This is a genomic window from Consotaella aegiceratis, assembly GCF_036541425.1.
Classification (GTDB): domain Bacteria; phylum Pseudomonadota; class Alphaproteobacteria; order Rhizobiales; family Rhizobiaceae; genus Consotaella; species Consotaella aegiceratis.
In genome coordinates this window covers 21,386-45,672 of the sequence record NZ_JAZHFT010000016.1, presented here as the reverse complement: position 1 = coordinate 45,672, position 24,287 = coordinate 21,386, and the positions used below count along the sequence as shown (strand labels likewise).

The following is a 24,287-nucleotide window of genomic DNA, read 5'->3' as shown; positions in this document are numbered from 1 at the left end:
GGCTCTGCCGGCAGGCCGCCGCGAGCAGTGGTCAGAAGGTTACGACGACGCCATGGACCGTACATCGCATCCGGCGACGAGATGTCTCTGCTCCAAGGTCACCCCAACTCGTATACTAGAAGACCTCGACCGTCACGCCCCGATTATGATAAGGGCCGCGCCATGTGTCGCGGTCGCGTGCTGAAAGGGCGGGCGCAGCCGCGATCAACCGGAGAAACTGAATGAGCGACCAGAACCGCACCGCAAGTGCCGAGCACCGCATCGTAGCGATCGGCGAGTGCATGGTGGAGCTTTCGTCGGCGCCAGGCGGGCTTCTGCGCAAGGGCTTTGCCGGCGACACTTTCAACACCGCCTGGTATCTCGGTCGCGCGCTTCCCGCCGACTGGCGCATGTCCTATTTCACCGCCGTGGGCGACGACCCGACCTCGGACGAGATGCTGCGCTTCATGGACGCAGCCGGAATCGAGACCCAATTCGTCCGGCGCATTCCAGGGCGCATGCCGGGGCTCTATCTGATCACCCTCGACAACGGCGAGCGCAGCTTCTCCTATTGGCGCGATACCAGCGCCGCCAAGACCCTGGCCGACGACGAGCAGGCGCTCGACGCGGTGCTGGCCGCCGGCGACGCCTTCTATTTCTCCGGCATCACGCTCGCCATTCTGGCCGAGGATGCCCGCCAGCGCCTGGTCTCGCGGCTCGACGAAGTTCGCCGCTCCGGCAAGATGGTGGCCTTCGATCCCAATCTCAGGCCACGTCTGTGGCCGGACACCGCGACGATGTGCCGGGCCGTCGAAATCGCGGCCGCGGCTAGTAGCCTGTGTCTGCCCAGCTTTTCGGACGAGGCGGTGGCCTTCGGCGATGCCTCGCCGGACGCCACGGCCGACCGCTATCGCGCGCTCGGCGTTGCCGAAGTGGTGGTCAAGGACGGCGCCGAACCGGCCTGCATCGTCACCGACGACGGACGTCAGAGCGTCCCCGCCCAAAAGGTGGCCGATCTGGTCGACACTACGGCCGCCGGCGATTCCTTCAACGCCGCCTATATCGCCGCCCGGTTGGCCGGCAAGACGCCCGCCGAGGCGGCGGCGGCCGGTCACACCCTGGCCGGTAAGGTCGTCGGCCATTACGGCGCGCTCGTCGAACTGTAAGCGAACGCTCGCCGTCCCTCGGCTCGACCTGACCGATTCCGGTTTGGGGATGAAATAAAAGGGCGCCCGCAATCGCAGCAGGCGCCCTTTTTTCGTTTCCGTCGATCCGAGCCGGCGCTTGCCGGCATCGATTATCCGGCGGCCAGCATGGCGCCGCGAACCGCAGCGGCCGCGCCGGGAACGTCCGGACCTTCCAGCCCCAAACGGGCGCGCACCGATCCGCGCTCTTTCACCAGATTCTGGATGGTGTAGCTGTCGAGCGCAGACAGGAAGGCGTTGAGCGCGTGGCGCAGCGCGGAGTTGAGCGCGCAACTGTCGATCAGCGGGCAATCGATCGCACCGGTCTCGAAGCACTCGGCGAGCGCGAAATTCTCTTCCGTAACCTCGACCACCTCCTTCAAGGTGATGTCGGTCGCAGCGCGTCCCAGGCGAATGCCGCCATTGCGGCCGCGAACGGTTTCCACGAATCCCGCCTCAACCAAAGGCTGCAAAATCTTGAACAGGAAAAGCTCGGAAACGGAATAGGCGCTGGCGATCTCGCCCACCCGGCTGAGCCTCCCCTCGCCGTTGGCCGCGCAGTACATCAGGATGCGAATCGCATAATTCGTTTGGCGGGTCAGGCGCATAGCATTGCCTCCTCATGACGCGGGCTTAGCCGTAGGAAGCATAGATTTAGAAAGATTCCAAGGATTTTTAAGAGCCCGTCGCTCAGGTTTGAAGGGCGCCCTCCAAATGACCAGAGAGCACTTTATGGTCGAAGTACCGGATCGGCCGCATCTCGAACCTTGATCGCGGCGAGCGTTCGGCGCCGCGCGATAAAAGGGATTCCGACACGGTCACGTCAAGCCGGGAACATCTCGCGCATGCCCGCCGAGGCCTATTATTCGGCGGCTTCGGCCTCGACCGCGGGCTCGCCGCCATCGAGCACCCGCAAGTCGGCCGGAGCGAAATGCACGGTCGTCCGGGCACCGCGCGGCGGCGGCGGGGACGCGGGGCTGTTGAACGTATCGAACAGCAGCGTGTTGTCGCCGATGCGCAGCCGAATGCGCACCACCGAGCCCAGAAAATTGACCTCCGCGATGGTGCCCGACAGCTGGTTGGTTGCCTCCGGACGCGGCGAGAGGCTGATCGATTCGGGCCGCAGTGCGACCGTCAGCGAGCCCGCCGCCTCCACGGCAGCAGGTCTCGGCAATTCGATCTCCTGGCCGTCGAAGACGGCCCTCCCCTCGCCCGCGCTCCTGCCCTCCAGCGTGCTCAGCGTGCCGACGAACGAAGCGACGAAACGGGATCGTGGATGGTTGTAGATCTCGAACGGCGTGCCGACCTGCTCCGCCCGGCCGTCGCTCATCACCACGATCCGGTCCGACATCGATAGCGCCTCTTCCTGATCGTGCGTCACGAAGATCGTGGTGATGCCGAGTTCACGCTGCAGCGCGCGGATTTCCTCGCGCAACGACACGCGGATCTTGGCGTCGAGCGCTGACAGCGGTTCGTCGAGAAGCAGCACGCGCGGACTGGGCGCCAGCGCGCGGGCCAAGGCCACCCGCTGCTGTTGTCCGCCTGAGAGCTGATAAGGGTAGCGGCCGCCCAGGTGCGGCAGGCCGATCAAAACCAGCATTTCCTCGACGCGGCGCGCGACCTCCCGCTTGGCCTGGCCGCCGACCCTCAAGCCGAAGGCGACGTTCTCGGCCACCGAAAGGTTGGGAAACAGCGCGTAGGACTGGAACACCATGCCGATGGCGCGACGGTTCGCGGGCCGGTCGGTGACATCCTCGCCGTCGATGACGATCCGACCCGCCGAGGGCGTTTCAAACCCGGCGACCATGCGCAGCATGGTGGTCTTGCCGCATCCCGAAGGGCCGAGCAGCGAGATGAGCTCGCCCCGATCGACCGCAAGGTCGAAATCGCAGACCACCACATGCGGACCGAAGCTTTTCGACACGCCGGAAATCGTCAGATAGCTCATCGTGCTGCCCGCCTCGGAAAGGGTATCAGGGTCCGCATGGCGCGCCGACCGCCGGGCTTGCGACCGGCGAAGACCTGCATCAATCCCATGCAAAGCCAGGTGAAGGCGAACGCCATCGTCGCCAGAGCCGAGGGCTCGTAGGCCCGATCCTGGCCGATCTGTGAGAGATACGGTCCGAAAGTCGGACGGTTCAGCAAGCTCGCCAGCACGAACTCGCCCATGACGATGGCGAAGGTCAGAAAGGCGCCGGACAGGATGGACGCGTGAACATTGGGAAAGATCACTCGCGTCAGGATCGCCCTGCGACTGGCGCCGAGGCTTTCGCCGGCTTCCGTCAGCGTGCGCAGATCGATCGCCGCCATGCCGGTGTCGACAGCGCGAAACATGTAGGGCAGCGACAGGGCGACGTAGCCGAGCACCAGCAGGACGTTGGTTCCCGACACGCTCGCCGTCAGCGGCAGCAGCGACGACGAGTTGTAGAACCGCATGTAGCCGAACACGAGGACGATCGGCGGGATCACCAGCGGCAGCAGGGTCACGAACTCGACCACCGGCCGCAACCGCGGGAACTTCAGCCGCACCCAATAGGCCGTCGGCACCACCAGAAGCGCGCCGAGGGCGATCGTGGCAAGCGCGACGACCACCGAGAACATGACGCTGGAGACGAAGCGCGGATCGTTGAAGACGACGCGATAGGCCTCGAAGCTCCAGACACCGCGCAGCATCGATAGAGAGAACTGGAAGGTGGCGACGAGCGGCAGCAGGAAATACAACGCTCCGAGAACCACGATGACGGCAGGCGCGATGCGCGAGGGCTTCATCGTTGCCACCGCTCGGCCCGGGCGCGCAGCACCAGATAGAGGACGTTGGACAGCCCGGTGACCACGATCATCCCGAAGGCCAGCGCATAGCCGAGATTGGGATCGTAGAGAACGTTGCCCCGAATCTGCGCGAACAACAGGATCGGCACGATGTTCAGCTGCGAACCGGTCAGGGCATAGGCCGTCGCGATGGTGCCGAAGGCGTTGGCGAAGAGCAGCAGAAAGCAGCCGAGGATCGACGGCGCCAGGACCGGCAGCGCCACCAGCCGCCAATAGTGCCATCGCGACGCACCCAAGATCTGCGCCGCCTCGCGCCATTCGGCCTTCAGCCCGTCGATGGCCGGCGTGATAATCAAAACCATCAGTGGCAGCTGGAAATAGAGATAGGTGAGCGTCAGCCCCCAGAATGACAACAGGTTGAAGCCCAGGGCGTAGATGTTGATGCCGAAGGTATGGCGCAGGAACAGCGTCACCATCCCGAGACGGCCGAGCGTCGCGATGAAGGCGAAGGCGAGCGGAATGCCGGCGAAATTGGATGCCACACCAGAGAAGGTAACGATCGATGGCCGGATCCAGCGCGGCAACCCGCCATGGACGATGGCATAGGCGAGCAGGAACCCTGTGATCGTGCCCATCAGTGCAGAGACCAGGCTGACCTCGATCGACAGGCGATAGGCCGCCGCGATCTGCGGCGATGCCAGGGCGGCGATGTTGGCCAGCGTATAGGTGCCATCCGCGGTCTGGAACGCGCCGACGACCAGATAGAGCGTCGGCCCGATCAGAAAGAGCAGCGCGAAGGCGAAGAACGGCACGACCCCGACCCACGCCCATCCCAGCCGGCGCGAGAGCGCGCCTCCCTGGTTGGCGAGGATTCGGGTGTCGTCGAGCGCTGTGGCGGTCGAGGCCATGGCACCTCGTTTCGAGCGGATGGAGGTCGTGGGCAGATGATCGGCGCCGGTCCGGTCCCGGCGCTGGCCCTGCCGGAGGGCGGTGATTATTCGACGCCGCCGATGACGCCGGTCCACTGCTCCGCGATCGCCACCTTGGCCGCATCCTGGTCCTCGATGCTCGGGAAGACTGCCTTTTCATAGGCCTTCGCCGGCGGAAGCTTGTCGAGCAGGTCCTGCGGAATGCTGTCGGCCTTGGCCATCGCGTTGAAGCGGATCGGATGGCAGTAGCCCTTCAGCCATTCGATCTGGCCCTCGTCGGAATAGAGGTATTCCATCCAGAGCTTGGCGGCGTTCGGATGCGGCGCATAGGCGCTGATCGCCTGCACGTAGACGCCGGCGACGACGCCGTCTTCCGGTACCACGATCTCGACCGGCGGATTGCCGTTCAGCGTGTCGCGCATGGACAGGAGCAGATAGTCCCAGTTCAGCAGCACCGGCGTGGTGCCCTGCGCGAAGGTCGAGGCGTCGCCCGTCACCGGGACGAAATTGCCCGCATCGTTCAGCGTCCTGAAGAACTCGAGGCCCTTGGCGGCGGCCTCTTCGCCGGTCTTGGCGCCGCCGGCTACACCTGCGGCATAGATCGACATGATGGCGCTGTTGCCGGTGCGCGGGTCGCCCGGAAGGGCCACGGCGTTCACGTAGTCGGACTTCTGCAGATCCTCGAAGCTCTGCGGCGTCGCGTCCACCAGATCGAGATTCGCGCCGATTCCGAGCACGCCGTAATAGTCGCCGTACCAGGCACCATCCGGGTCCTTGACCTCATCCGGAATGTCGTCCCAGGTGGCAACCTTGTAGGGCATCAGCAGGCCATCCTTGGCGGCGGCGGGACCGAAGGACAGGCCGACGTCGATGACGTCGGGCGCCTGCGGGCCGGTGTTGCCCTTGTTCGCCTTGATCGCCTCGATCTCGTCGCCCGAGCCGGCATTGGGATTGAGCTCGTTGACCGTGAGGCCGTACTTGGCCTTGAAGCCCTCGATCACGCCCTCGTAGTTGCACCAGTCGTGCGGCAGCGCGATCGTGGTCAGCTGACCCTCTTCCTTGGCCGCGGCCACCAGATCGTCCATCGACGGATTGGCATCGGATGCCTGGGCGGCGGCCAGACTGGTCGATAGCGACAGCGTCACCGCCAGCGCGGTGATGCGGGTGAGCGTGGTTTTCATCGTAGACCCTTTCATGCCCCTCGCAGGGACGAACCGACAGAAACGAAAGCCAAGGCGTCCGTTGGGAACCGAAGGGTCGGGTATCACCGCTCGATGACACTTGCGTGTCGCCACTCGGGATGGCGCTGCCGGGCGCCGGTTGCAGAATTCTGCCGGCTGTCATCCGGGCGCAATCGAGCGGTCGTAAGCGAGGCTAAAATCTAAAAGGGTACCCGATGACCGGACTCGAAGCCTTCACCGCGCCAGGCCGATTTCTGCGCGGCAACATCCACACGCATTCGGACCGATCGGATGGCGCGCTGCCGCCGGAAACCGTATGCCGCCGCTACGAAAACGCCGGCTACGACTTTCTCTGCCTCTCGGATCACTTCCTGGAGCGGTTCGGCTTCCCGGTCACCGACACGACGTCTTTCCGCACGAACCGGTTGACCACTCTGCCGGGCGCCGAGCTGCATGCGCCCCAGAACAGCCACGGCGACATCTGGCATCTGGTCGCCGTCGGCCTGCCGATGGACTTCGCTGCGACCGGTGCCGACGAGGATGCGGTGGGTCTGGCGCGCCGTGCCGTCGAGGCCGGCGCCTTTCTCGCCATCGCGCACCCTCAATGGTCGTCGCTGACCGTCGAGGACGGCCGCTCCATGGCCGGCATCGCCCATGCGGTGGAGATCTACAACACCGGCTGCGAGGTGGAGTGCGGACGAGGCGACGGCAACGCGCTGCTGGACCAGTTGCTCAACGAGGGCTACCGCCTCTCCGGCTATGCCGCCGACGACGCACACTTCAAGATCCCGGATCATTTCGGCGGCTGGATGATGCTGAAGGCCGAGGCCAACGAACCGGACCTGATCCTCGACGCGATGAAGGCCGGCCGCTACTACGCGTCGCAGGGACCGGAAATCCACGACATCGCCCTGGACGACGGCCAAGCGATCATCCGGTCCACGCCTGCCTGCGTCTATTCGCTCGTCGGACGAGGCTGTCGCGCCGAATGCGTCGCCGGAGAGCAGATGACGCGCGGAGAATTGCCGCTCGAAGCCTTTCGCGGCGACTGGCTGCGCATCGTTGTCGCCGACGCGGCCGGCAACCGCGCCTGGTCCAACCCGATCTGGCTCTAAGCGCGAATCTTAAGCATAGACGACGGGGATGCGCCGTCGCGCCGCCGGCCTCAGCGCAGCTTCACGTAGAAGGCGTTACCGCCGGCGACCGCCATGTAGAACATGTTCTCGTAGGGAAATTTGAGGCCGGCGGTGTGGAAGAACTCGGACGACCCGACCTGGGCGTGGCGCGCGCCCTTCAGAACCCGGTCGGCATTCCGGTAGGCGCGCTCCTTGCCCACCTCCATCGACCGGGTCAGCACCCCGGGTGCGAACTGATTCTTTTGTCCCACCACCGCGCAGACGGAATTGGGAAAATCGGGCGAATCGACGCGGTTCATCACCACCGTGCCGACGGCGATCATGCCCTCGTCGCTCGACCGGTTCGACTCGAAATACATGACACGGGCCATGCAGTCGCGCGAGGAAAGGCGCGAGCCGACGCGCAGCGACGCGCAGCCGGCCAAGCCAGCTAATACGACAAGAGCAAGAATGAGGGCATTCCGGCGAAAGGAATGCAGAGCCATGATCGCCTCCGAAGTCCAAACGGACCGGAGGGGATCATGGCGCCTATGGTTTACGGATTCCTGAACGCCGTCCGCCGATTGTCATGACCGGCGCCAACGGCATCCTCGTTTTCGTTGCGGCCATCCGGTCAGTGATCGGCGACCGCCGCCATGCCGGGGATCTCGATATCGACGGCCAACGTCGAGACCACGTCGCCCCGGTCCATCTTGACCTGCACCTTATCGCGGTCGACCGGCACGTGCTTGGCGATGACACCGAGGATCTCCTCGCGCAGGATCGCCACCAGATCGGTCTGGCCGATGACGGCGCGCTCGTGCGCCAAGAGCACCTGAAGCCGCTCGCGGGCAGCCGGCGCCGTGGTTCTGCGGTTGAAGAAGCTGAACATCGTCATGCGGCCCTCCGCTGGAAGAGTTTGCCGAACAGGCCCCTTCTTTCTTCCGGGATGGTCATCGGCAGCGTCTCGCCCATCAGCCGCCGTGCCGCGTCGCTGTAGGCGCGCGCCGGGGCGCTCGACGTGTCGTTGATGGTGACCGGTGTGCCCAGATTGGAGGCGCGCAGCACGTCGACGCTCTCGGGAATGATGCCGAGCAGCGGGATCGACAGGATCTCGAGCACGTCGTCGACCTTCAGCATGTCGCCGCGGTCGGCGCGCTGCGGATCGTAACGGGTGAGCAGCAGATGCTTTTCGATGCGCTCGCCGCGTTCGGCGCGCGCCGTCTTGGCGTCCAGAAGGCCGATCATGCGGTCGGAATCGCGTACCGACGACACCTCCGGATTGGTCACAACCACGGCAACGTCGGCATGACGCATGGCAAGCGTCGCGCCGCGCTCGATGCCCGCCGGGCTGTCGCAGATGATCCAGTCGAACTTGCTGCGCATCTCGTTGATGACACGCTCGACACCTTCCGGCGTCAGATTGTCCTTGTCGCGGGTCTGGGAAGCCGGCAGCAGCGACAGCGTATCGACACGCTTGTCGCGGATCAGCGCCTGCGCCAGCTTGGCATCGCCTTGCACCACGTTGATGAGGTCGTAGACCACGCGCCGCTCGGCTCCCATGACGAGGTCGAGGTTGCGCAGACCGACGTCAAAATCGACCACGCACACGTTCTGCCCTGTCTGCGCCAGCGCGGCACCCAAGGCGGCCGTCGAAGTGGTCTTGCCGACCCCTCCCTTGCCCGATGTGACGACCAGTACTTTTGCCATTACTCGTTATTCCTTCCAGGTGCGTGTTTCAGACCGTGGTGTTCAGTTCAAAGGCGCCGTCTTGATGACGTCGCCTTCCAGCCAGACCTGCACGGCCTGGCCGCGAAGATGCTGGCCCATGTCGTCAGCGGTCTTGTAAAGGCCGTCGATGGCGATCAGTTCGGCTTCGAGCTTGCGGCAGAAGATGCGCGCGTCGGGATGCCCCGCCGAGCCCGCCATGACGCGCCCACGCAGCGCGCCGTAGATGTGAATCGAGCCTCCGGCGATGATCTCGGCGCCCGAGGCGACCGAACCAAGTACCGTCACATCGCCCTCGGGAAACATGATTGACTGGCCGGAGCGCACCGGTTCCTCGACGATCAGCGACGGCGTCGCGCCGGGCATGCGCCGCTCCACCTGAACCGGCTCCTGCTGCGATTCGGCGGACTTTTTTGCCGCCGGAACGGCAGCGGCGACCGGCGTTTCCGGCACCTCGATGTCGCCCGCCGGACGGCCGCCGCGCATTTCCGGGGGCATGCCGGGGCCGAGCAGCGAGGACTTGGCGCCTTCGATTCCCATGATCCGGACGCCGCGCGTCTTCAGATCCTCGATCAGCCCCGCCAGATCGTCGCGGGTGAGCTTCAGTCCGGTGACGTCGAGGACGATCGGACGGCTCAGGAAGAACCCCGTCGAACGCCGCGCCAGATCGTCGAGCTGGTCGAGCCACGGACCGAACGGCAGCTCGGGCGACAGGACCAGGGCAAGGAACGACCGGCCGCGCAGGCGCACCGCGTTGGGGGAGGCTGAGGCTTCTGTCATATTTGCCAATCGCTGATTGCCGACCAACCCGTGTTGGTTCGGTTAACTGCGCATTAACTAACTCCTCCGGGCTTGCCCGACGCTGGAGTGAGGCCTCTACAGGCATGCCGCGGCACGCCTCGCTCCACCCCGTTGCGAACCTGTGACAGCTCTTGAATCGACAGGTCCCGGCGCCCATATTTTTGGTGCTCCGGTTGCCCTTGCGGACCGGATGTCAAAGGGCGCCCGCTCTTTGGCGCCCTTCGTATCCATGTTGCTCATTGGAGGATGTGGTTATGAGGACCAACCTTGATTTTTCTCCCCTGTTCCGATCGAGCGTCGGCTTCGATCGTGTGTTCGATCTTCTCGAAAACACCGCCGGCGCACAGCCGATCGATTCCTGGCCACCCTACGACATCGAAAAGACCGGCGAGGATGCCTATCGCATCGTGCTCGCCGTGGCCGGGTTCACGACGGATGATCTCGATCTCACCTACCAGCCCAATCTCCTGATCGTCGCCGGTCGCAAACCGGGCAGCGAAGAGCCGGGCCAGTATCTCCACCGCAGTATCGCCGGCCGCTCCTTCGAACGTCGCTTCAGCCTGGCCGATCATGTGAAGATCGTGAACGCCTCGCTGGCCGACGGTCTCCTGACCATCGACCTGGTGCGCGAAGTGCCCGAGGCGATGAAGCCACGGCAGATCGCGATCAGTGCCGAGACCCCGGCGATCGCCGGAGAACGGCAGGCCGACGGCGTCCAGAGCGACGCTGCCTGATCGCCGCAGCGGCGAACATCGAGACAGATGTGGGCGCTGGCATCCGGCCGGCGCCCGATGATCACGCTCATTCAGAATCGAGGAGGTTGACCATGAACGTACGCGATCTCATTCCGTGGACACGCAGCGACAAGCTGACGCCGCAGCCGCCCTATGGCACGCTGAACGAAAGCCCGTTCCTTGCGCTTCACCGCGAGATGAACCGGCTGTTCGACGACGCCTTCCGGAATTTCGGCAATCCGCTTGCGCTCGACCGCCCCGCCTTCGCGCAAGGCTGGCCGAGCGTCGAAGTCTCCGAGACCGACAAGGAAGTCAAGGTGACGGCCGAGATGCCGGGGCTGGACGAGAAGGATGTCGAAGTGCTGCTCGACGACGGCGTCCTGACGCTGCGCGGCGAGAAGAAGTCGGAAATCGAGGACAAGGAGCGCCAATTCTCCGAGCGCTATTTCGGGCATTTCGAGCGCCGGATCCCGCTCGGCGACGATGTCGAGGAAGAGACCGTCCAGGCCTCCTTCAAGAACGGCGTGCTGACGGTCGTTCTGCCGAAGACCGAAAAGGCGCGCGCCCGCACCAAGCGGATCCCGATCAACGGCCAGAGCGAGCTGCATTCGCGTTGAATCGCGGTGTCGCTCCAGAGTCTTTTTTCCGCATGAACGACATGGTGCCGGGCGTTAGCCACGCCCGGCACCAAATGTTCAGACCGGAGGCGGGCGCCGATTGGCGATCCGCTCCCGGCGAATGCCTACTGAATCCTCGGCAGCGAGGTCCAATGAATCTCGCCGCTGTTCACGAAGCGGTCCGGCAACCGGCGCGAAGCCCAGTTGGAATGCCGCATCCAGACGGCGACATCGAACCCCATCCGGCCGACCCGCTGCGCATCGCCGACGGCCGAGCGCAAGGCGGCCAGACGCGACGGAAACCGCCCTGCCCGCTCGCCGCGCATCGACACCGTCCATTCGGCGCCCCACGGCTCGACGACATAGTCAACATGCCTCGTATACATCTCTGTCCTCCCCCGATCGATTTGCAAGACGTCGCAGTGGAGGTCCTTGCATCCTCTTGGCCGGCCACGGCTCCCAACCGATACCAGCCGCAAATGCCGCGAAATCCGCGGATGAACGCAAGTGGCAGAGGCCGATCAGCCCCTGCGATCGAAGGATTGGACGTTGCGCCTCATCCATCCTCTAGGCGAAGCGACCAGCTGAATTCTCACGCCGGCCAGATCGAATATCTTGTCAACCGAATATAGCAACCGCGCTGCATCGAGGGAATGGCAAAACTGTTCTTTAGCGCATCAATTTTTGTTCTAACGCACCGCAATATAACACGAATCGTTCTAAACGCCCGACTTGCGCCCAACCGTCCGAAGCGCTGCAGCGCACACCGAACCGATCTCGCCGGAGGCGTCCACGTGCGGCCACTCGACCACCCCCAGCCGGCGGACCTGGCCTTCGACGATCGCGCCCGTGGCGTCGGAAATATCGTTGCCTCGATCGGCGACCCGCTGCTTCATGACATCGAGGGATGCCTGCAGCCACAGCCCGCAGAAGGGCCGGTGTTCGCGCTCGGCCGCCTGGGCGATCCGCCGCCTGTCCGCAGGCCGCTCGAAGACGGCATCGGCGATCGCCGCCATGCCGGACCGCACCACCTGCCCGGCGCCGAGGGCAAGCCGCGCATAGACCTTGCGCGAGACCTCCGGAAGATAGGCTTCGGCCGGCAGATGCGTCTGCGGCGACACGCCGAACAGACGCTTGCGCAGGCGGTCGCTGGACAGAACTCGCGCGCCGGGCGGCGGGCCGACATCGGGAGCGAGGGCAGCGGCCACCGTCGACTTGCCGGAGCCGGAAAGCCCCCCGACCGCCAGCAACACGGGTTCGCGCGGCTCCAACAGTCTTTTGGCGAGATCGAAATAGGAGCGCGCCTCGGCGGCGAGCCGGTCGGCGTCGGCGTCCTTCGCGTCCCGACATTGCGCCGCCGTGACGTGGGCGCGAACCGCGGCGCGCGTTGCCATGAAGAAGGACAGCAACGCCAACCCGTCTTCCTCGTCGGCGTCGTCGAGGTAGCGGTTGAACACGAGGTTGGCGAGCCCACGCATATCGCGATGCCACAGATCCATCAGGAGGAAGGCGAGGTCGTAGAGGACGTCCGTCGTCGCCAGCTCCGGATTGAATTCGAGGCAGTCGAACAAGGTGGGCTCGCCCCGGAACAGGCAGATGTTGCGCAAATGCAGGTCGCCATGGCAGTGGCGCACATGGCCCGCCGCGGCACGCTCGTCCAACAATCCGGCGTGCTGGTCGAGCATCGCGCGAAAAAAAGCGTTGAAGTGCTCGACCTCGTCCTCGTCGAACACGTCCGTCAAGTTTAGCCCGCGCTCGTTCACGTCGAGCACGGCCGCCATCCGGCCGGCCCCGTCACGGTCCGAATCGACCGCCGCAAGGTCGTGAAAGGTGGCGATCCGGGCGGCCAGCCTTGTCATGAGGTCCGGCGTCAACTCGCCGTGCACGACCATGGCGTCGAACAGCTGATCCGCCTCGAAGCGTTCCATCTCGACCACGGCGTCGACGAGGTCCCCGTCACCATCGAGCATCAGGCCGCCGTCGGGTCGGCGGGTAACGCGATGCACGTCGCGATAGAGCTCCGGGGCGGTCCGCCGGTTCAGTCGCAGTTCGTCCCGGCAGGCCTCCAGACGGCGCTGCGGTGTCGAGAAATCGGCGTAGGGCAGCGTGACGGCCCGCTTCAGCTTGATCGCCCGATCGTCGGTCAGCAGGACGACGGAGATATGGGTCCTGACGATTTCCGGCTTGCTCGGGCCGAATCCTTCGTCGGAGGCGAGAAACGCGATGATCTCGTCCTCGTCGGTGATCGCCATCGTTCCCTCCCCGGTGCTCCTGGCGTATCGTCCTCGCTCGGCGCAGTCGAAGTCGATCGCCTCGTCAATAAGGTCGTTTCCCCACCGGACCTCAGCGCGCGGTCCTGCCCAGCCTCCGCATACTCTCGAGACGCCGCGCGACGCCCCGTGTGCCGAGTTTTTCGATGTTGCCGATCAGCGTATGCCGGACCGGCCTGAAGCCGCACAGGCCAAGGACGCTCTTGTCGAGCACGCCGATCCCATGGGCGCCATAGAACAGCCGATAGATCAGCGGCGGCGTGCGCATGGTCGCCACGATGCGCGCCGAACGCCCACTCAGCAGTTTCCGGGGCGGTCCCTTCTCGATGATCTGAAAGCCGAAGCCCGGCCGCAACACCTGTTCGAGAAAGGCCTTCAGCAGGGCCGGCAGAGTCCCGTGCCAGATCGGGAAGACCAGCACCATGTGCTGACACCAGCGGATCTCGTCCTGGGCGAACCGCAGAATGTCGGGGGCCTGACCATACTCGAATTCGGCGGCGGAGCGCAGGATCGCAAAATTCAGGGTCGTCACGTCGAGTTGCGTGACTTCGTGTCCGGCGGCCCGCGCCCCCTCGCAGTAGGCGGCAGCGAGTGCCCGACAGAGCCGCGCCTCGTTCTCGTCGGGATGCCCCTGGATCACCAAGATACGCATGGTACAGTCTCAAAAACGCCAGAAACCCTTTGTTGCGTGCCCGCATAAGTTGGTCATTGCGCTCGATCAAGGCACCTTCACAGCGGCGAGCTGCATACTACAAGTCCTTGGTTTGTCGAAATTTTGCGGGAGATTTCGTCGCAGCCGCGGCACGATCGCCGGTAGAAGACCGCAATCCAAAGGCCGATGAACGCCCGGTCGCGCCATTCTGTCACGAGTGGTTCGGCTAGGCACCTTCAGCGGATTGTCGCATGGTCGATCTTGCGTTCCGACCGAGCTTGATCGACGCTCTGACGTTCCATATGAACCGGTCGGCACTCATCGCGGATCGCTTCTCCCGTGCCGTGGATGGGGGAAGAGGTGCCCCGTCACGGCACGTCTGGAAGGAGGAAGACAATGCGTTTCAAGTCAGTTCTAAGCGTCGTGGGAGTTCATCATTCCCGCAATGACGTCGAAGTCGCGAAGCGGCTCTGCCAAGAGGTCGATGCGCATCTGTCGGTTCTCGTGGTGTCGGTCGCTTCGCCGCCGCCGATCGGCGAATACGCCGCGATCATTTCCGAGGACTGGCTCTACGATCGCCGGTCCGAGATGACGACGCTGCGTGAGCGGGTTGCCGAAATCAGGGAAACCTTGTCGGACGGCTCGGTCTCCTTCGATGTCGACGGCATCTATCCCGAAGCCGTCAGCACCTCCCATTCGGTTGCCCAGCGCGCCCGCTTCGCCGATCTGGTGATCCTCGGCCCCGCCTTTGCCACCGACGACGCATTGCGCACCAATGTGCTCGACGGCGCTCTGTTCGAGGCCACTCGCCCGGTCCTGATCGTGCCGGAGAACGGCCGTGCGACCCTGAAGCCCAAGTCGATCATGGTGGCCTGGGCACCCGGCCTCGAGGCGGCTCGCGCCATCCGCGAAAGCATCGAGCTTCTCTATGATGCAAACGAGGTCCACATCACGATGGTCGATCCGGACGCCAGCAGCCGCGAAGTCGGCGGCGAGCCGGGCACCGATGTGGCAACCTATCTCGCCCGGCACGGCGTAAAAGTCGAACTGGATCGCCTTCCCAACGCCGGCCGCTCGGTGTCCGACATCCTCAACCAGCATGCCACCGACGTCGCTGCCGATCTCGTCGTCATGGGCGCCTACGGCCACTCGCGCCTGCGCGAGCGCCTGTTCGGCGGCGTCACCCGGTCGATGATCGAGGAGCCCCAGACGCCCATCATGCTGGCGCGCTGACGGCGCTCCAAGAGAGGCGCTTAAGTTCAAGACCGCGGAGAGCCCCGCTCCCCGCGGTTTTTCGTCGCCCGGTAAAGGTCGATCAGAGCACCGTGACCTGGGGCTCGCGCTCCCACACCCGCAGCTTGCCGAGCATCGACACGAAGCTCGCGGCGTCGGCGTCCTTGGCCAGAGCCACGCAGCCGTCGTCCATGTCGGAGGCGATCCCCGCCTTTTCGAACAAGGGCATGGCCTCTTCCGAATAGCCGATGAACTTGCAATGGGCGAAGGCATCGCTCACGAAATCCTTCGCCGGCGGCATTTTGCCGAGAAGGCTCGCGCCTTCGTCCGACGTCAGCACGGCAACGGCATCGTAGAGAACGGACGGACCACCATCGATCTTCTGCTTGGCCTCGATCCAGGTGCCGTCCGAGGCCTCCACGCCGCCGACCATCGGCGCGACGAACTCGATGAGCCCGCCCTCCTTTTCCACCGCCGTCTTCAAGGCCGACACCAGACCGGCGTCGACGCCGTCTGTGACGAGGACGCCGAGCTTGCGCCCCTTGAAACTATCCGGTCCGTTCAGAATGATCGAGAGCTTGGGCGACTCCTCGAGCTCCATGTTCGTCGGCATCGCCGCGTCGGCCGGCGCCGGAACGTCCTTCAGCCGGAGATTTTTGGCCACCGTCTTGGCCAGGTCTTCGTCGACGTTGAGGAGATGCGCGACGACACGGGACCGGATATCCATTCGCTCGCACTTCGACAGTTCGAATGTGAAGGCGGCGGCGATATGGTTTCGCTCGGTCTCGGTCTGCGACAGGTAGAACTGCCGCGCCTGGCTGTAGTGATCGGCAAAAGTCTCCGAACGAACGCGCTCTTTGGGCCCCGACATCTCTTCCGGATAGGTCGGGAATCCGGCCTCCGGAGATTCGCGCGGGCCGCCCTCATCTCCCCACGAGTTCGGCTCGTAGTTGGCCCGCGTCGTCGGGTTGTGCATGGCCATATGGCCGTCCTGCTGGAAATGATGCACGGGCACGCGCGGCGCATTGACCGGCAGGTGGGTGAAGTTGGTCGAACCGAGCCGCGAGAGCTGCGTATCGAGATAGGAGAAGTTGCGTCCCTGCAGCAACGGGTCGTTGGTGAAGTCGATGCCGGGCACCAGATTGCCGGTATGGAAGGCGACCTGCTCGGTTTCGGCGAAGAAGTTGTCGACGCAGCGGTCGAGCACCATCCTGCCGACGATTTTGACCGGCACCTCTTCCTCGGGGATGATCTTGGTGGGATCGAGGATGTCGAAGTCGAACCTGTCGGCAAAATCGTCGTCGAAAAGCTGCAGTCCCAGTTCCCACTCCGGATAGTCGCCCATCTTGATGGCGTCCCAGAGATCGCGGCGGTGGAAGTCCGGATCGGCGCCGTTCAGCTTCAGCGCTTCGTTCCATACGACGGACTGCAGACCGAGCTTCGGCTTCCAATGGAACTTGACGAAGGTTGACTTGCCCTTGGCGTTGATCATCCGGAAGGTGTGGACGCCGAAACCCTCCATGAACCGGAAAGAGCGCGGGATCGTCCGGTCGGACATGATCCACAGCGCCATGTTGATCGATTCCGGCGTCAGCGAGATGAAATCCCAGAAATTGTCGTGCGCCGTCTGTGCCTGCGGGAAGCCGCGATCAGGCTCCTGCTTGGCGGCATGGATGAGATCGGGGAATTTGATCGCATCCTGGATGAAGAACACCGGGATGTTGTTGCCGACGATGTCCCAGTTGCCCTCCTTGGTATAGAATTTGACCGCGAAGCCGCGGACGTCGCGGGCCAGATCGGCCGATCCCTTGTTGCCGGCCACGGTGGAAAAGCGCACGAAGACCTCGGTCTTCTCGCCGGCGCGCTGGAAGAGATCGGCACGCGTGAGGTCGGCAAGCGACTCGTAGGTTTCAAAATATCCGTGAACGCCGAAGCCGCGCGCATGGACCACGCGTTCCGGGATGCGCTCGTGATCGAAGTGAAAGATCTTCTCGCGGAAAATCTGATCCTCGAGCAGGGTCGGCCCGCGCCGTCCCGCCTTCAGAGAATTCTGGTCGTCGCGAACCAGCACGCCCTGTGCCGTCGTCATGACCGGCGCCTTGCCCTGGGCAACCTGATGGGTCTCACCACCGGTGCCGCGCAAGATCTTCTGCTCGCCCAGCTCTTTAGCCGCGAGCCCCGTCTGTCCCTTCTGCTTGGCCATCTCTTTCGCCCTCTCAATTTTGCGTGTGGGACGGGCGGCATTGCGAGCCGCTCCGTAAGCGCAAAACAGAACGGTTCCAAGCTGCGTTCCGGGCCGGGAGGGGGTTTTGTCTGAAGCCAGCTAGCGATCAGAAGGGATGATGGAAGACAGTTTAAGCAGGACTTGGCGCAAGCGATCGCAAGCGGTCATCGACCGGCGGGATCACCAGCCGATTTCAGCGCTGAAACGGGGCGGAAAAGCAAGCCCAATGAGGCCGGCCGCTCATCCAGGCGACCAGCCCATGGGTTCCATCGGACTGGGAGGTCTCTACAACTCGTCGTGGTCGCGATGAGCGACTTCGTAAAGCTCGTCGACAGACTCGACACAGGCCTGTTCGACGGCCTCGGCTTCAGTGATCAGATGCTCCTCCAGAGCATCCACGATCTCTACTGCGGACATGATCATCCCCAAAGTTTCGTCTCTGTCATCCAGACGCGACAAGGCGGCGACCGGTTCCAGTCGAATTCGCGAAAGATGATAATGACGGAAGCCCTCGACAAGGGCGATGCGCCAAATCGCCACGCCCGGAGTCACACCATAAGGCGGTATCCACACATGGTTGCGATCGGCTATGGACAATGACCGTACGATCGTATGTGTAGAAAACGATCGCCGAAACGCGCAGCCAAACAAGGAGGTTATCGGAGATGGGCTTTAAATCGATAAGCGTTGCGGTAGCGCTAACGTCGTTACTGTGGGCTGGGACAGCGGGGGCGGTTCAGCTCAATCTGCACAATGGCGGTGACGTCACGTCACTCGATCCTCAGAGGATATCGGGCGATTGGGAAAACCGCGTCGCCGGCGACATCTACGAAGGGTTGATGACCGAGGACGTCAACGCCGAGCCAATCCTGGGCGCCGCCGAAAGCTACGAAGTCTCCGATGACGGCCTCGTCTACACCTTCAAGCTGCGCGACGACGAAAAGTGGTCCGATGGCGAGCCCGTCACCGCGGACGACTTCGTTTTCGCCTTCAAGCGGCTGATGGACCCGAAGAACGCTGCGGAATACGCCTATCTCCAGTACACCATCAAGAATGCCGAGGCGATCAACACCGGCCAGATCGACGATCTCGACCAGCTCGGCGTCAAGGCGACCGACGACAAGACGCTGGAGATCACCCTGGAGCGCCCGACGCCCTATTTCCTCGGCGCACTCACCCACTACACCGCCTATCCGCTGCCCAAGCACCTCATCGATAAGGTCGGCGACCAGTGGGTGCAGATCGGCAACATCGTCACCAACGGCCCCTACAAGCCGACCGAATGGATTCCCGGCAGCCATGTGCTGACCGAGAAGAACGACCAATGGCACGATGCCGACAGCCTCAAGATCGACGGCGTGAAGTTCTTCACGCTGGAGGACAATTCGGCGGCGCTGAAGCGTTATCTCGCCGGCGAGTTCGACATCCTGACGCAATTTCCGACCGACCAGTACGAATGGCTGCAGGAAAACCGTCCCGGCGAAGCGCATGTCGCGCCGTTCGCCGGTCTCTATTACTACGTGATGAACTCCTCGAAACCGCCCTTCGACGACGTGCGGGTGCGCCAGGCGCTGTCGATGGCGATCAACCGCGAGGTGATCGGTCCGCAGATCCTCGGCACAGGGGAACTGCCGGCCTATGGCTGGGTGCCGCCCGGCATGGCCAACTATGAAGGCGAGGACGTCAAGGTCGACTGGGCCGACCTGCCCTACAACGAGAAGGTCGAGAAGGCGAAGGAACTGCTGAGCGAGGCCGGCTACGGCCCCGACAAGCCGCTCAACGTGACCCTGCGCTACAACACCAACGACAACCACAAGCGGATCGCCGTGGCGATCGCCGCCATGTGGAAGCCGCTGGGCGTCAGCGTCGAACTCTACAACACCGAGGTCAAGGTCCATTACGCCGACCTGCGCCAGGGCGATTTCGAGGTGGCGCGCGCCGGCTGGCTGGCCGACTACAACGATCCCGACAACTTTCTGAACCTGCTGAAGTCGGGCATCGAGATGAACTACGGCCAGTGGTCGAATCCAGACTTCGACAAGCTGCTCGACGAGGCCAATGCCGACACCGACATGGCGGAGCGCGCCAAGCTTCTGAAGCAGGCCGAGAAGATCGCGATGGACGATTCCGCCGCCATTCCGATCTACTTCTACGCTTCGCGCAACGTCGTTTCGCCGAAGATCACCGGCTTTGAGGACAATGCATTCGACATCCATCGCACGCGCTGGATGACCAAGGCCGAATAAACTCTGGAGCAGTTTCGACGGGGCGGCCCTGCTGCCTCGTCGTTTCTGTTTAAGAGGCGCATCGCGTATCGCGTCCTCTGCGTCAGATCAATTTCCTTGTGGGATCGAGGCCGTATCAGGCCGCGAAACGGCGACCGCCCGGCGGCCTCGACCGTCGGTTCCGGCGAAGCCTATCGGCGCATTCTCAGCGCCGATGGACGCACGAGCCGTCGGAGGAAGCGTCGGTCCGCGTTTCGTCCGCCTTGATCCACGCCAGGAGAGGTGTCCCTATGCTTTCCTACGCCTCGCGTCGTCTGCTGACGACGCTGCCGGTCATATTGATCGCGATCACGGCGGCCTTCTTCATATTGCGGCTCGCTCCGGGCGGGCCGTTCGACCAGGAACGGGCCCTGCCGCCGGAGGTTCTGGCAAATCTGCGCGCCTACTACCACCTGGATGATCCGCTGGTCTTCCAGTACCTGCGCTATCTGGCGCGGCTGGCGCATTTCGACCTCGGGCCGTCCTTCGTCACCAAGGACTTCACGGTGGCGCAGCAGATTTCCATCGGCCTGCCCTACACCATGACGCTGGGCACCTGCGCCTTCGTTCTGGCCGTGACCGTGGGCATCACCGCCGGCATCCTCGGCGCTCTCTACCAGAACCGGGCGGGCGATTATCTGATCGCCGCCGTGGCGATGACCGGCCTCGTGGTGCCGAACTTCCTGACCGCTCCCATTCTGCAGCTCGTCTTCGGTGTCAATCTCGCCTGGCTGCCGGTCGGCGGCTGGGGCGACGGCTCGCTTCCCTACCTGATCATGCCGGTCACCGTTCTGTCGCTGTCGCACATCGCCCGCATCTCGCGACTGATGCGCGGCTCGATGATCGAGACGATGAATGCCAATTTCATCAAGACCGCCAAGGCCAAGGGCATCGGCCGCCGGCGCACGGTACTGCGCCATGCCCTGCGCCCGGCGCTCACTCCGGTGATCTCCTATCTCGGCCCGGCGGCCGGATATCTTCTCACCGGATCGATCGTCGTGGAATCGATCTTCGGCATTCCCGGCGTCGGCCGCTATTTCGTCGGCGCGGCGCTCAACCGCGACTACGGCATGGTGCTCGGCACGGTGATTTTCTACATGTCGCTGATCCTCGTGCTGAACCTCATCGTGGATCTCACCTACGCCTGGCTCGATCCGAAAGTGAGGACGCGATGACCCTCTACGTGGATAAACGCGAGGCGCTGGAAGAACGCTTCCTCGTTCCCGATACCGACATGCCTGTGGGCAAGCCCCGCTCGCTGATGCGCGACGCCATGCGTCGTCTGCGCGCCAACAAGGCTGCTGTCGGAGCGTTGATCGTCCTCACCCTGATCATCCTCCTGGCCATCTTCGGCCCCTATTTCATTCCCTTCGACTACGAGACGCCGGACTGGGGCGCCATCCGCGTCCCGCCCTCGCTGGAATCCGGCCACTATTTCGGCACCGACCAGAACGGCCGCGATCTGCTCGCCCGCGTCTTCTACGGCACTCGCGTTTCGCTGACGGTGGCGATCATCGCCACGTCCGTCTCGGTGACCGTGGGCGTCCTCTATGGCGCGCTGGCAGGCTTCATCGGCGGACGCGTCGACCAGGCGATGATGCGCTTCGTCGACGTCATGTACGCCTTGCCCTACCTGCTCTTCGTCATCCTCCTCATGGTGATGTTCGGCCGCAACGTCTTCCTTCTGTTCGCCGCCATCGGCCTGCTCGAATGGTTGACCATGGCGCGCATCGTGCGCGGCCAGACCCTGTCGCTGAGAGAACGCGAATTCGTCGAGGCGGCGCGGGCCTCGGGCGTGGCCACCTTGCCCATCATCCTGCGCCATATCGTGCCGAACCTTGTCGGTCCGGTGGTGATCTACGCCACCCTGACCATTCCGGAGATCGTCATCACCGAAAGCTTCCTGTCCTATCTGGGCTTCGGCGTTCAAGAGCCGCTGACCTCGCTCGGAACGCTCATCTCGGAAGGCGCCGGCGTCATGCAGGTCATGCCCTGGCTGCTGTTCTTCCCCGGTGCCGTGCTTGTCTCGCTGCTCCTGTCCTTCGCCTTCATCGGCGACGGCCTGCGCGACGCCTTTGACCCGAAGGATCGGTGACGATGGATACCATCCAAGCTCCCCTCCTCTCGCTCGACGGCTATACCGTCGCCTTCGATACGCCCGACGGGACCGTGCAGGCGGTGAGCGGTCTCGACCTGGAAATCCACGTGGGCGAGACCGTTGCGGTGGTCGGCGAATCCGGGTCCGGGAAGAGCCAGACCTTCAACGGCGTCTTCGGCCTGCTCGCCGGCAATGCCAGGACCGCCGGCGCGGCCAAGTTCTCCGATGCCGGCGACCTGCTCGCCAAGACGCCGGAGCAGCTCGACAAGGTCCGTGGCCGCGACATGGCCATGGTGTTCCAGGATCCGATGACCGCCCTCAATCCGGCGATGAAGATCAAACGGCAACTGGCCGAGACCCTGGAGATCCACCGCGGCATGAGCCGCCGCGAGGCCGAGCGTGAGGCGCTCGTGATGCTCAAGAAGGTTGGCATTCCCGATGCCGAGCGGCGCATCAACCAGTATCCGCATGAGCTGTCCGGCGGCATGCGCCAGCGCGTGGTCATCGCCATGGCGCTGCTCTGCCGCCCGAAGCTGATCGTCGCCGACGAGCCGACGACCGCGCTGGACGTGACGATCCAGGCCCAGATCCTGGACCTGTTTCGCGATCTCACCATCGATTCCGGCACGGCGCTGGTGCTGATCACGCATGATCTCGGCGTCGTGGCCGGCATCGCCGACCGCGTCGCCGTCATGTATGCCGGGCGGATCGTCGAGGAAGGCGTGGTCGATGCCGTCTTCGAGCGGCCGGCGATGCCCTACACCGCCGCCCTGATGCGCTCCATTCCCCGCGTCGACCGGGAGGCCGAGGCCGTCGAACCGATCCCCGGGCGTCCGCCGAACCTGATCCATCCGCCGTCGGGCTGCGCCTTCCATCCGCGTTGCCGCTTCGCCGAGGAGAAATGCGTGCGCGAGCGTCCGCCCCTCGATACCGTCGAAGCGGGACGCCGAGCCGCCTGCTGGTTCCCGTTTATCGATGCACAGGCCGGTACGGCAGCCGAAGCAACCGCTCGGGAGGCGCCCCATGGCTGATGCCCTGCTATCGGTCGAAAACCTGTCCACAGTCTTCGAACTGCGGGCTCGAAACCCGTTTGCCGCGACACCCAAGCTCAAGGCGGTGAGCGACGTCTCCTTCGACCTCAAGGAAGGCGAGACGCTCGGCATCGTCGGCGAATCCGGCTGCGGCAAGTCGACCCTCGGCCGTTCCATTCTGCGGCTGATCGAGCCGACGGCCGGCCGCGTGGTCTGGCAGGGCCGCGATCTCACGCATCTCTCCGACGAGGAAATGCGCAAGGCGCGCCGCGACCTGTCGATCATCTTCCAGGATCCGATCGCATCGCTCGATCCGCGCATGACGGTCGCCGACATCATCGCCGAACCCCTGCGCGTCGCCGAGCCGAAGCTCGACCGCAAGGCGCGCCGCGAACGGGTGACCAAGGCGATGGAGGAAGTCGGCCTGGCGCCGGAGATGATCAACCGCTATCCGCACGAGTTCTCGGGCGGCCAAGCCCAGCGCATCGGCATTGCGCGTGCGATCATCACCGAGCCGAAACTGATCGTCTGCGATGAGCCCGTTTCCGCGCTCGACGTCTCGATCCAGGCACAGATCGTCAATCTCTTGAAGGGTCTGAGAGATCGGCTGGGCCTGACGCTGATCTTCATCAGCCACGACCTGTCGGTGGTGCGCCTGGTCTCCGATCGCATCCTGGTGCTCTATCTCGGACGCGTCGTGGAACTCGGGCCGCGGGCCGAGGTGTTCGCCCGGCCCGCGCATCCCTATACGCGCGCGTTGCTCTCGGCGGCTCCGATTCCGGATCCCAAAGTGGCACGGCAACGCGAGCGGATCGTGCTGCAGGGCGATCCACCCTCGCCCATCAATCCACCCTCGGGATGTGCCTTTCACACCCGATGCCCGATCGCCCGGCCGGTCTGCTCGGAAACGCCGCCGCCGCTGGCGCCGGTGGAAGAGGGCCACGTCTCGGCGTGCCTGTTCGCCGACGAGGTGGTGGCCGAAGCCGACAATCTGGCCGCTGCCGCAGACTAGGCGCAGATCTCCAGGTCGGCGACCACGAGATGTCGCGTTGGGATGTCCGCGCCTTCTCGGCTGCCGATAGGCCGCGATGGGTGGGCGGGCAGCGGACAAGGGCAGGCCGATAGGTAACGCGTCGTTCGCCGAACCAGCGAATGGGTCGTGCCAAGTGGGGCAGTCGGGTCACGGAATCGCCGCTGCCGACCGATCGTTTCGAATCGACGCATTCTTTTAGCGCGGTCGAAAAAGTTCGATGGCAGAAGGAGCCGTGACAACACAGGAGCCTTCTGATGCGAGAAAAATGGGGAAAGTGGCGGACACCGGGACGGATGGTTTTCCTGGTGTGTCTGATCGCGTCACTGCCCGCCGCCGTGACGCTGGGATACGCCCTGGCGCCAAAGGAAGACCTAGCGGCCGCCGCTTCGGCGCGAACGGCCGAGCGTGACGCTCGAGACTGGGACACCCTGGTCCAGCGGACTCA

General features: G+C 64.2%; 24 protein-coding genes. 10 read left to right on the top strand and 14 right to left on the bottom strand.

Features of this window, described 5'->3' with window-relative positions; genetic code table 11:
• Nucleotides 1–221 precede the first annotated feature (221 nt).
• Nucleotides 222–1,145, top strand: a complete 924-nt coding sequence (locus tag SMD10_RS12650; protein ID WP_331686058.1) for a sugar kinase — start codon at nucleotides 222–224, stop codon at nucleotides 1,143–1,145.
• A gap of 131 nt (nucleotides 1,146–1,276) precedes the next feature.
• Here the strand turns inward: SMD10_RS12650 and rirA are convergent, their stop codons facing one another.
• From rirA to SMD10_RS12625, 5 genes are all read right to left on the bottom strand, one after another.
• Entirely contained in the window at nucleotides 1,277–1,771 is a 495-nt protein-coding gene (rirA, locus tag SMD10_RS12645) for an iron-responsive transcriptional regulator RirA (RefSeq protein ID WP_331686057.1), read from the bottom strand.
• A gap of 254 nt (nucleotides 1,772–2,025) precedes the next feature.
• Nucleotides 2,026–3,111 carry an ABC transporter ATP-binding protein gene (locus tag SMD10_RS12640; RefSeq protein WP_331686056.1) on the bottom strand — a complete coding sequence of 362 codons (1,086 nt, stop codon included), beginning with the start codon at nucleotides 3,109–3,111 and terminating at the stop codon, nucleotides 2,026–2,028.
• Nucleotides 3,108–3,932 (bottom strand): ABC transporter permease, encoded by an 825-nt coding sequence (locus SMD10_RS12635; protein ID WP_331686055.1) that lies wholly within the window; start codon nucleotides 3,930–3,932, stop codon nucleotides 3,108–3,110. The genes SMD10_RS12640 and SMD10_RS12635 overlap by 4 nt, the downstream gene beginning before the upstream one ends.
• Nucleotides 3,929–4,840: an ABC transporter permease gene (locus SMD10_RS12630; protein ID WP_331686054.1), complete on the bottom strand. Its 912-nt coding sequence runs from the start codon at nucleotides 4,838–4,840 to the stop codon at nucleotides 3,929–3,931. The genes SMD10_RS12635 and SMD10_RS12630 overlap by 4 nt, the downstream gene beginning before the upstream one ends.
• Before the next feature lie 86 nt (nucleotides 4,841–4,926).
• Nucleotides 4,927–6,042, bottom strand: coding sequence for an ABC transporter substrate-binding protein (locus tag SMD10_RS12625; RefSeq protein WP_331686053.1), 1,116 nt, complete (start codon nucleotides 6,040–6,042; stop codon nucleotides 4,927–4,929).
• Between the two features lie 215 nt (nucleotides 6,043–6,257).
• On the opposite strand from SMD10_RS12625, the gene SMD10_RS12620 reads away from it, so the two are divergent.
• Nucleotides 6,258–7,157: a CehA/McbA family metallohydrolase gene (locus tag SMD10_RS12620; RefSeq protein WP_331686052.1), complete on the top strand. Its 900-nt coding sequence runs from the start codon at nucleotides 6,258–6,260 to the stop codon at nucleotides 7,155–7,157.
• 50 nt (nucleotides 7,158–7,207) lie between these two features.
• Here the strand turns inward: SMD10_RS12620 and SMD10_RS12615 are convergent, their stop codons facing one another.
• The 4 genes from SMD10_RS12615 to minC form a co-directional block, all read right to left on the bottom strand.
• Nucleotides 7,208–7,663: a cell wall hydrolase gene (locus SMD10_RS12615; RefSeq protein ID WP_331686051.1), complete on the bottom strand. Its 456-nt coding sequence runs from the start codon at nucleotides 7,661–7,663 to the stop codon at nucleotides 7,208–7,210.
• A 128-nt stretch (nucleotides 7,664–7,791) separates the two neighbouring features.
• On the bottom strand, nucleotides 7,792–8,055 hold the full coding sequence (gene minE / locus SMD10_RS12610; RefSeq protein WP_331686050.1) for a cell division topological specificity factor MinE: 264 nt from the start codon (nucleotides 8,053–8,055) through the stop codon (nucleotides 7,792–7,794).
• Nucleotides 8,052–8,867 carry a septum site-determining protein MinD gene (minD, locus tag SMD10_RS12605; RefSeq protein ID WP_331686049.1) on the bottom strand — a complete coding sequence of 272 codons (816 nt, stop codon included), beginning with the start codon at nucleotides 8,865–8,867 and terminating at the stop codon, nucleotides 8,052–8,054. Before minD ends, minE begins: the two co-directional genes overlap by 4 nt.
• Nucleotides 8,868–8,909: 42 nt before the next feature.
• A complete protein-coding gene (gene minC, locus SMD10_RS12600) occupies nucleotides 8,910–9,665 on the bottom strand; it encodes a septum site-determining protein MinC (protein ID WP_331686048.1) in 756 nt (251 codons plus the stop codon).
• Between the two features lie 275 nt (nucleotides 9,666–9,940).
• Here minC and SMD10_RS12595 point away from each other — a divergent pair, with 275 nt between their 5' ends.
• Both SMD10_RS12595 and SMD10_RS12590 read left to right on the top strand, forming a co-directional pair.
• Nucleotides 9,941–10,420, top strand: a complete 480-nt coding sequence (locus tag SMD10_RS12595; protein ID WP_331686047.1) for an Hsp20 family protein — start codon at nucleotides 9,941–9,943, stop codon at nucleotides 10,418–10,420.
• 92 nt (nucleotides 10,421–10,512) lie between these two features.
• Nucleotides 10,513–11,037, top strand: a complete 525-nt coding sequence (locus tag SMD10_RS12590; RefSeq protein WP_331686046.1) for an Hsp20/alpha crystallin family protein — start codon at nucleotides 10,513–10,515, stop codon at nucleotides 11,035–11,037.
• A gap of 125 nt (nucleotides 11,038–11,162) precedes the next feature.
• Here SMD10_RS12590 and SMD10_RS12585 read toward each other — a convergent pair whose 3' ends face one another.
• The 3 genes from SMD10_RS12585 to SMD10_RS12575 all read right to left on the bottom strand — a co-directional run bounded on the left by SMD10_RS12585 (nucleotide 11,163) and on the right by SMD10_RS12575 (nucleotide 13,959).
• Nucleotides 11,163–11,423 carry a hypothetical protein gene (locus tag SMD10_RS12585; protein ID WP_331686045.1) on the bottom strand — a complete coding sequence of 87 codons (261 nt, stop codon included), beginning with the start codon at nucleotides 11,421–11,423 and terminating at the stop codon, nucleotides 11,163–11,165.
• Nucleotides 11,424–11,756: 333 nt separating this feature from the next.
• The gene (locus SMD10_RS12580) at nucleotides 11,757–13,289 is read right to left on the bottom strand and encodes a bifunctional aminoglycoside phosphotransferase/ATP-binding protein (protein WP_331686044.1); all 1,533 of its coding nucleotides are present in this window, start codon (nucleotides 13,287–13,289) and stop codon (nucleotides 11,757–11,759) included.
• A gap of 91 nt (nucleotides 13,290–13,380) precedes the next feature.
• Complete coding sequence (locus SMD10_RS12575) at nucleotides 13,381–13,959, bottom strand: NAD(P)H-dependent oxidoreductase (RefSeq protein WP_331686043.1); 579 nt, start codon at nucleotides 13,957–13,959, stop codon at nucleotides 13,381–13,383.
• Nucleotides 13,960–14,355: 396 nt separating this feature from the next.
• Here SMD10_RS12575 and SMD10_RS12570 point away from each other — a divergent pair, with 396 nt between their 5' ends.
• Entirely contained in the window at nucleotides 14,356–15,192 is an 837-nt protein-coding gene (locus tag SMD10_RS12570; RefSeq protein ID WP_331686042.1) for a universal stress protein, read from the top strand.
• 82 nt (nucleotides 15,193–15,274) lie between these two features.
• Here SMD10_RS12570 and SMD10_RS12565 read toward each other — a convergent pair whose 3' ends face one another.
• Nucleotides 15,275–17,395 (bottom strand): catalase, encoded by a 2,121-nt coding sequence (locus SMD10_RS12565; protein WP_331686041.1) that lies wholly within the window; start codon nucleotides 17,393–17,395, stop codon nucleotides 15,275–15,277.
• 306 nt (nucleotides 17,396–17,701) lie between these two features.
• On the bottom strand, nucleotides 17,702–17,833 hold the full coding sequence (locus SMD10_RS12560) for a hypothetical protein (RefSeq protein ID WP_331686040.1): 132 nt from the start codon (nucleotides 17,831–17,833) through the stop codon (nucleotides 17,702–17,704).
• A 248-nt stretch (nucleotides 17,834–18,081) separates the two neighbouring features.
• On the opposite strand from SMD10_RS12560, the gene SMD10_RS12555 reads away from it, so the two are divergent.
• From SMD10_RS12555 to SMD10_RS12535, 5 genes are all read left to right on the top strand, one after another.
• Entirely contained in the window at nucleotides 18,082–19,662 is a 1,581-nt protein-coding gene (locus SMD10_RS12555; RefSeq protein WP_331686039.1) for a peptide ABC transporter substrate-binding protein, read from the top strand.
• Nucleotides 19,663–19,931: 269 nt separating this feature from the next.
• A complete protein-coding gene (locus SMD10_RS12550) occupies nucleotides 19,932–20,855 on the top strand; it encodes an ABC transporter permease subunit (RefSeq protein WP_331686038.1) in 924 nt (307 codons plus the stop codon).
• Nucleotides 20,852–21,775 carry an ABC transporter permease gene (locus SMD10_RS12545; protein ID WP_432757234.1) on the top strand — a complete coding sequence of 308 codons (924 nt, stop codon included), beginning with the start codon at nucleotides 20,852–20,854 and terminating at the stop codon, nucleotides 21,773–21,775. Before SMD10_RS12550 ends, SMD10_RS12545 begins: the two co-directional genes overlap by 4 nt.
• Nucleotides 21,772–22,809 carry an ABC transporter ATP-binding protein gene (locus SMD10_RS12540; RefSeq protein ID WP_432757233.1) on the top strand — a complete coding sequence of 346 codons (1,038 nt, stop codon included), beginning with the start codon at nucleotides 21,772–21,774 and terminating at the stop codon, nucleotides 22,807–22,809. Before SMD10_RS12545 ends, SMD10_RS12540 begins: the two co-directional genes overlap by 4 nt.
• Nucleotides 22,802–23,821: an ABC transporter ATP-binding protein gene (locus SMD10_RS12535; protein WP_331686036.1), complete on the top strand. Its 1,020-nt coding sequence runs from the start codon at nucleotides 22,802–22,804 to the stop codon at nucleotides 23,819–23,821. The genes SMD10_RS12540 and SMD10_RS12535 overlap by 8 nt, the downstream gene beginning before the upstream one ends.
• Nucleotides 23,822–24,287: the final 466 nt, after the last annotated feature.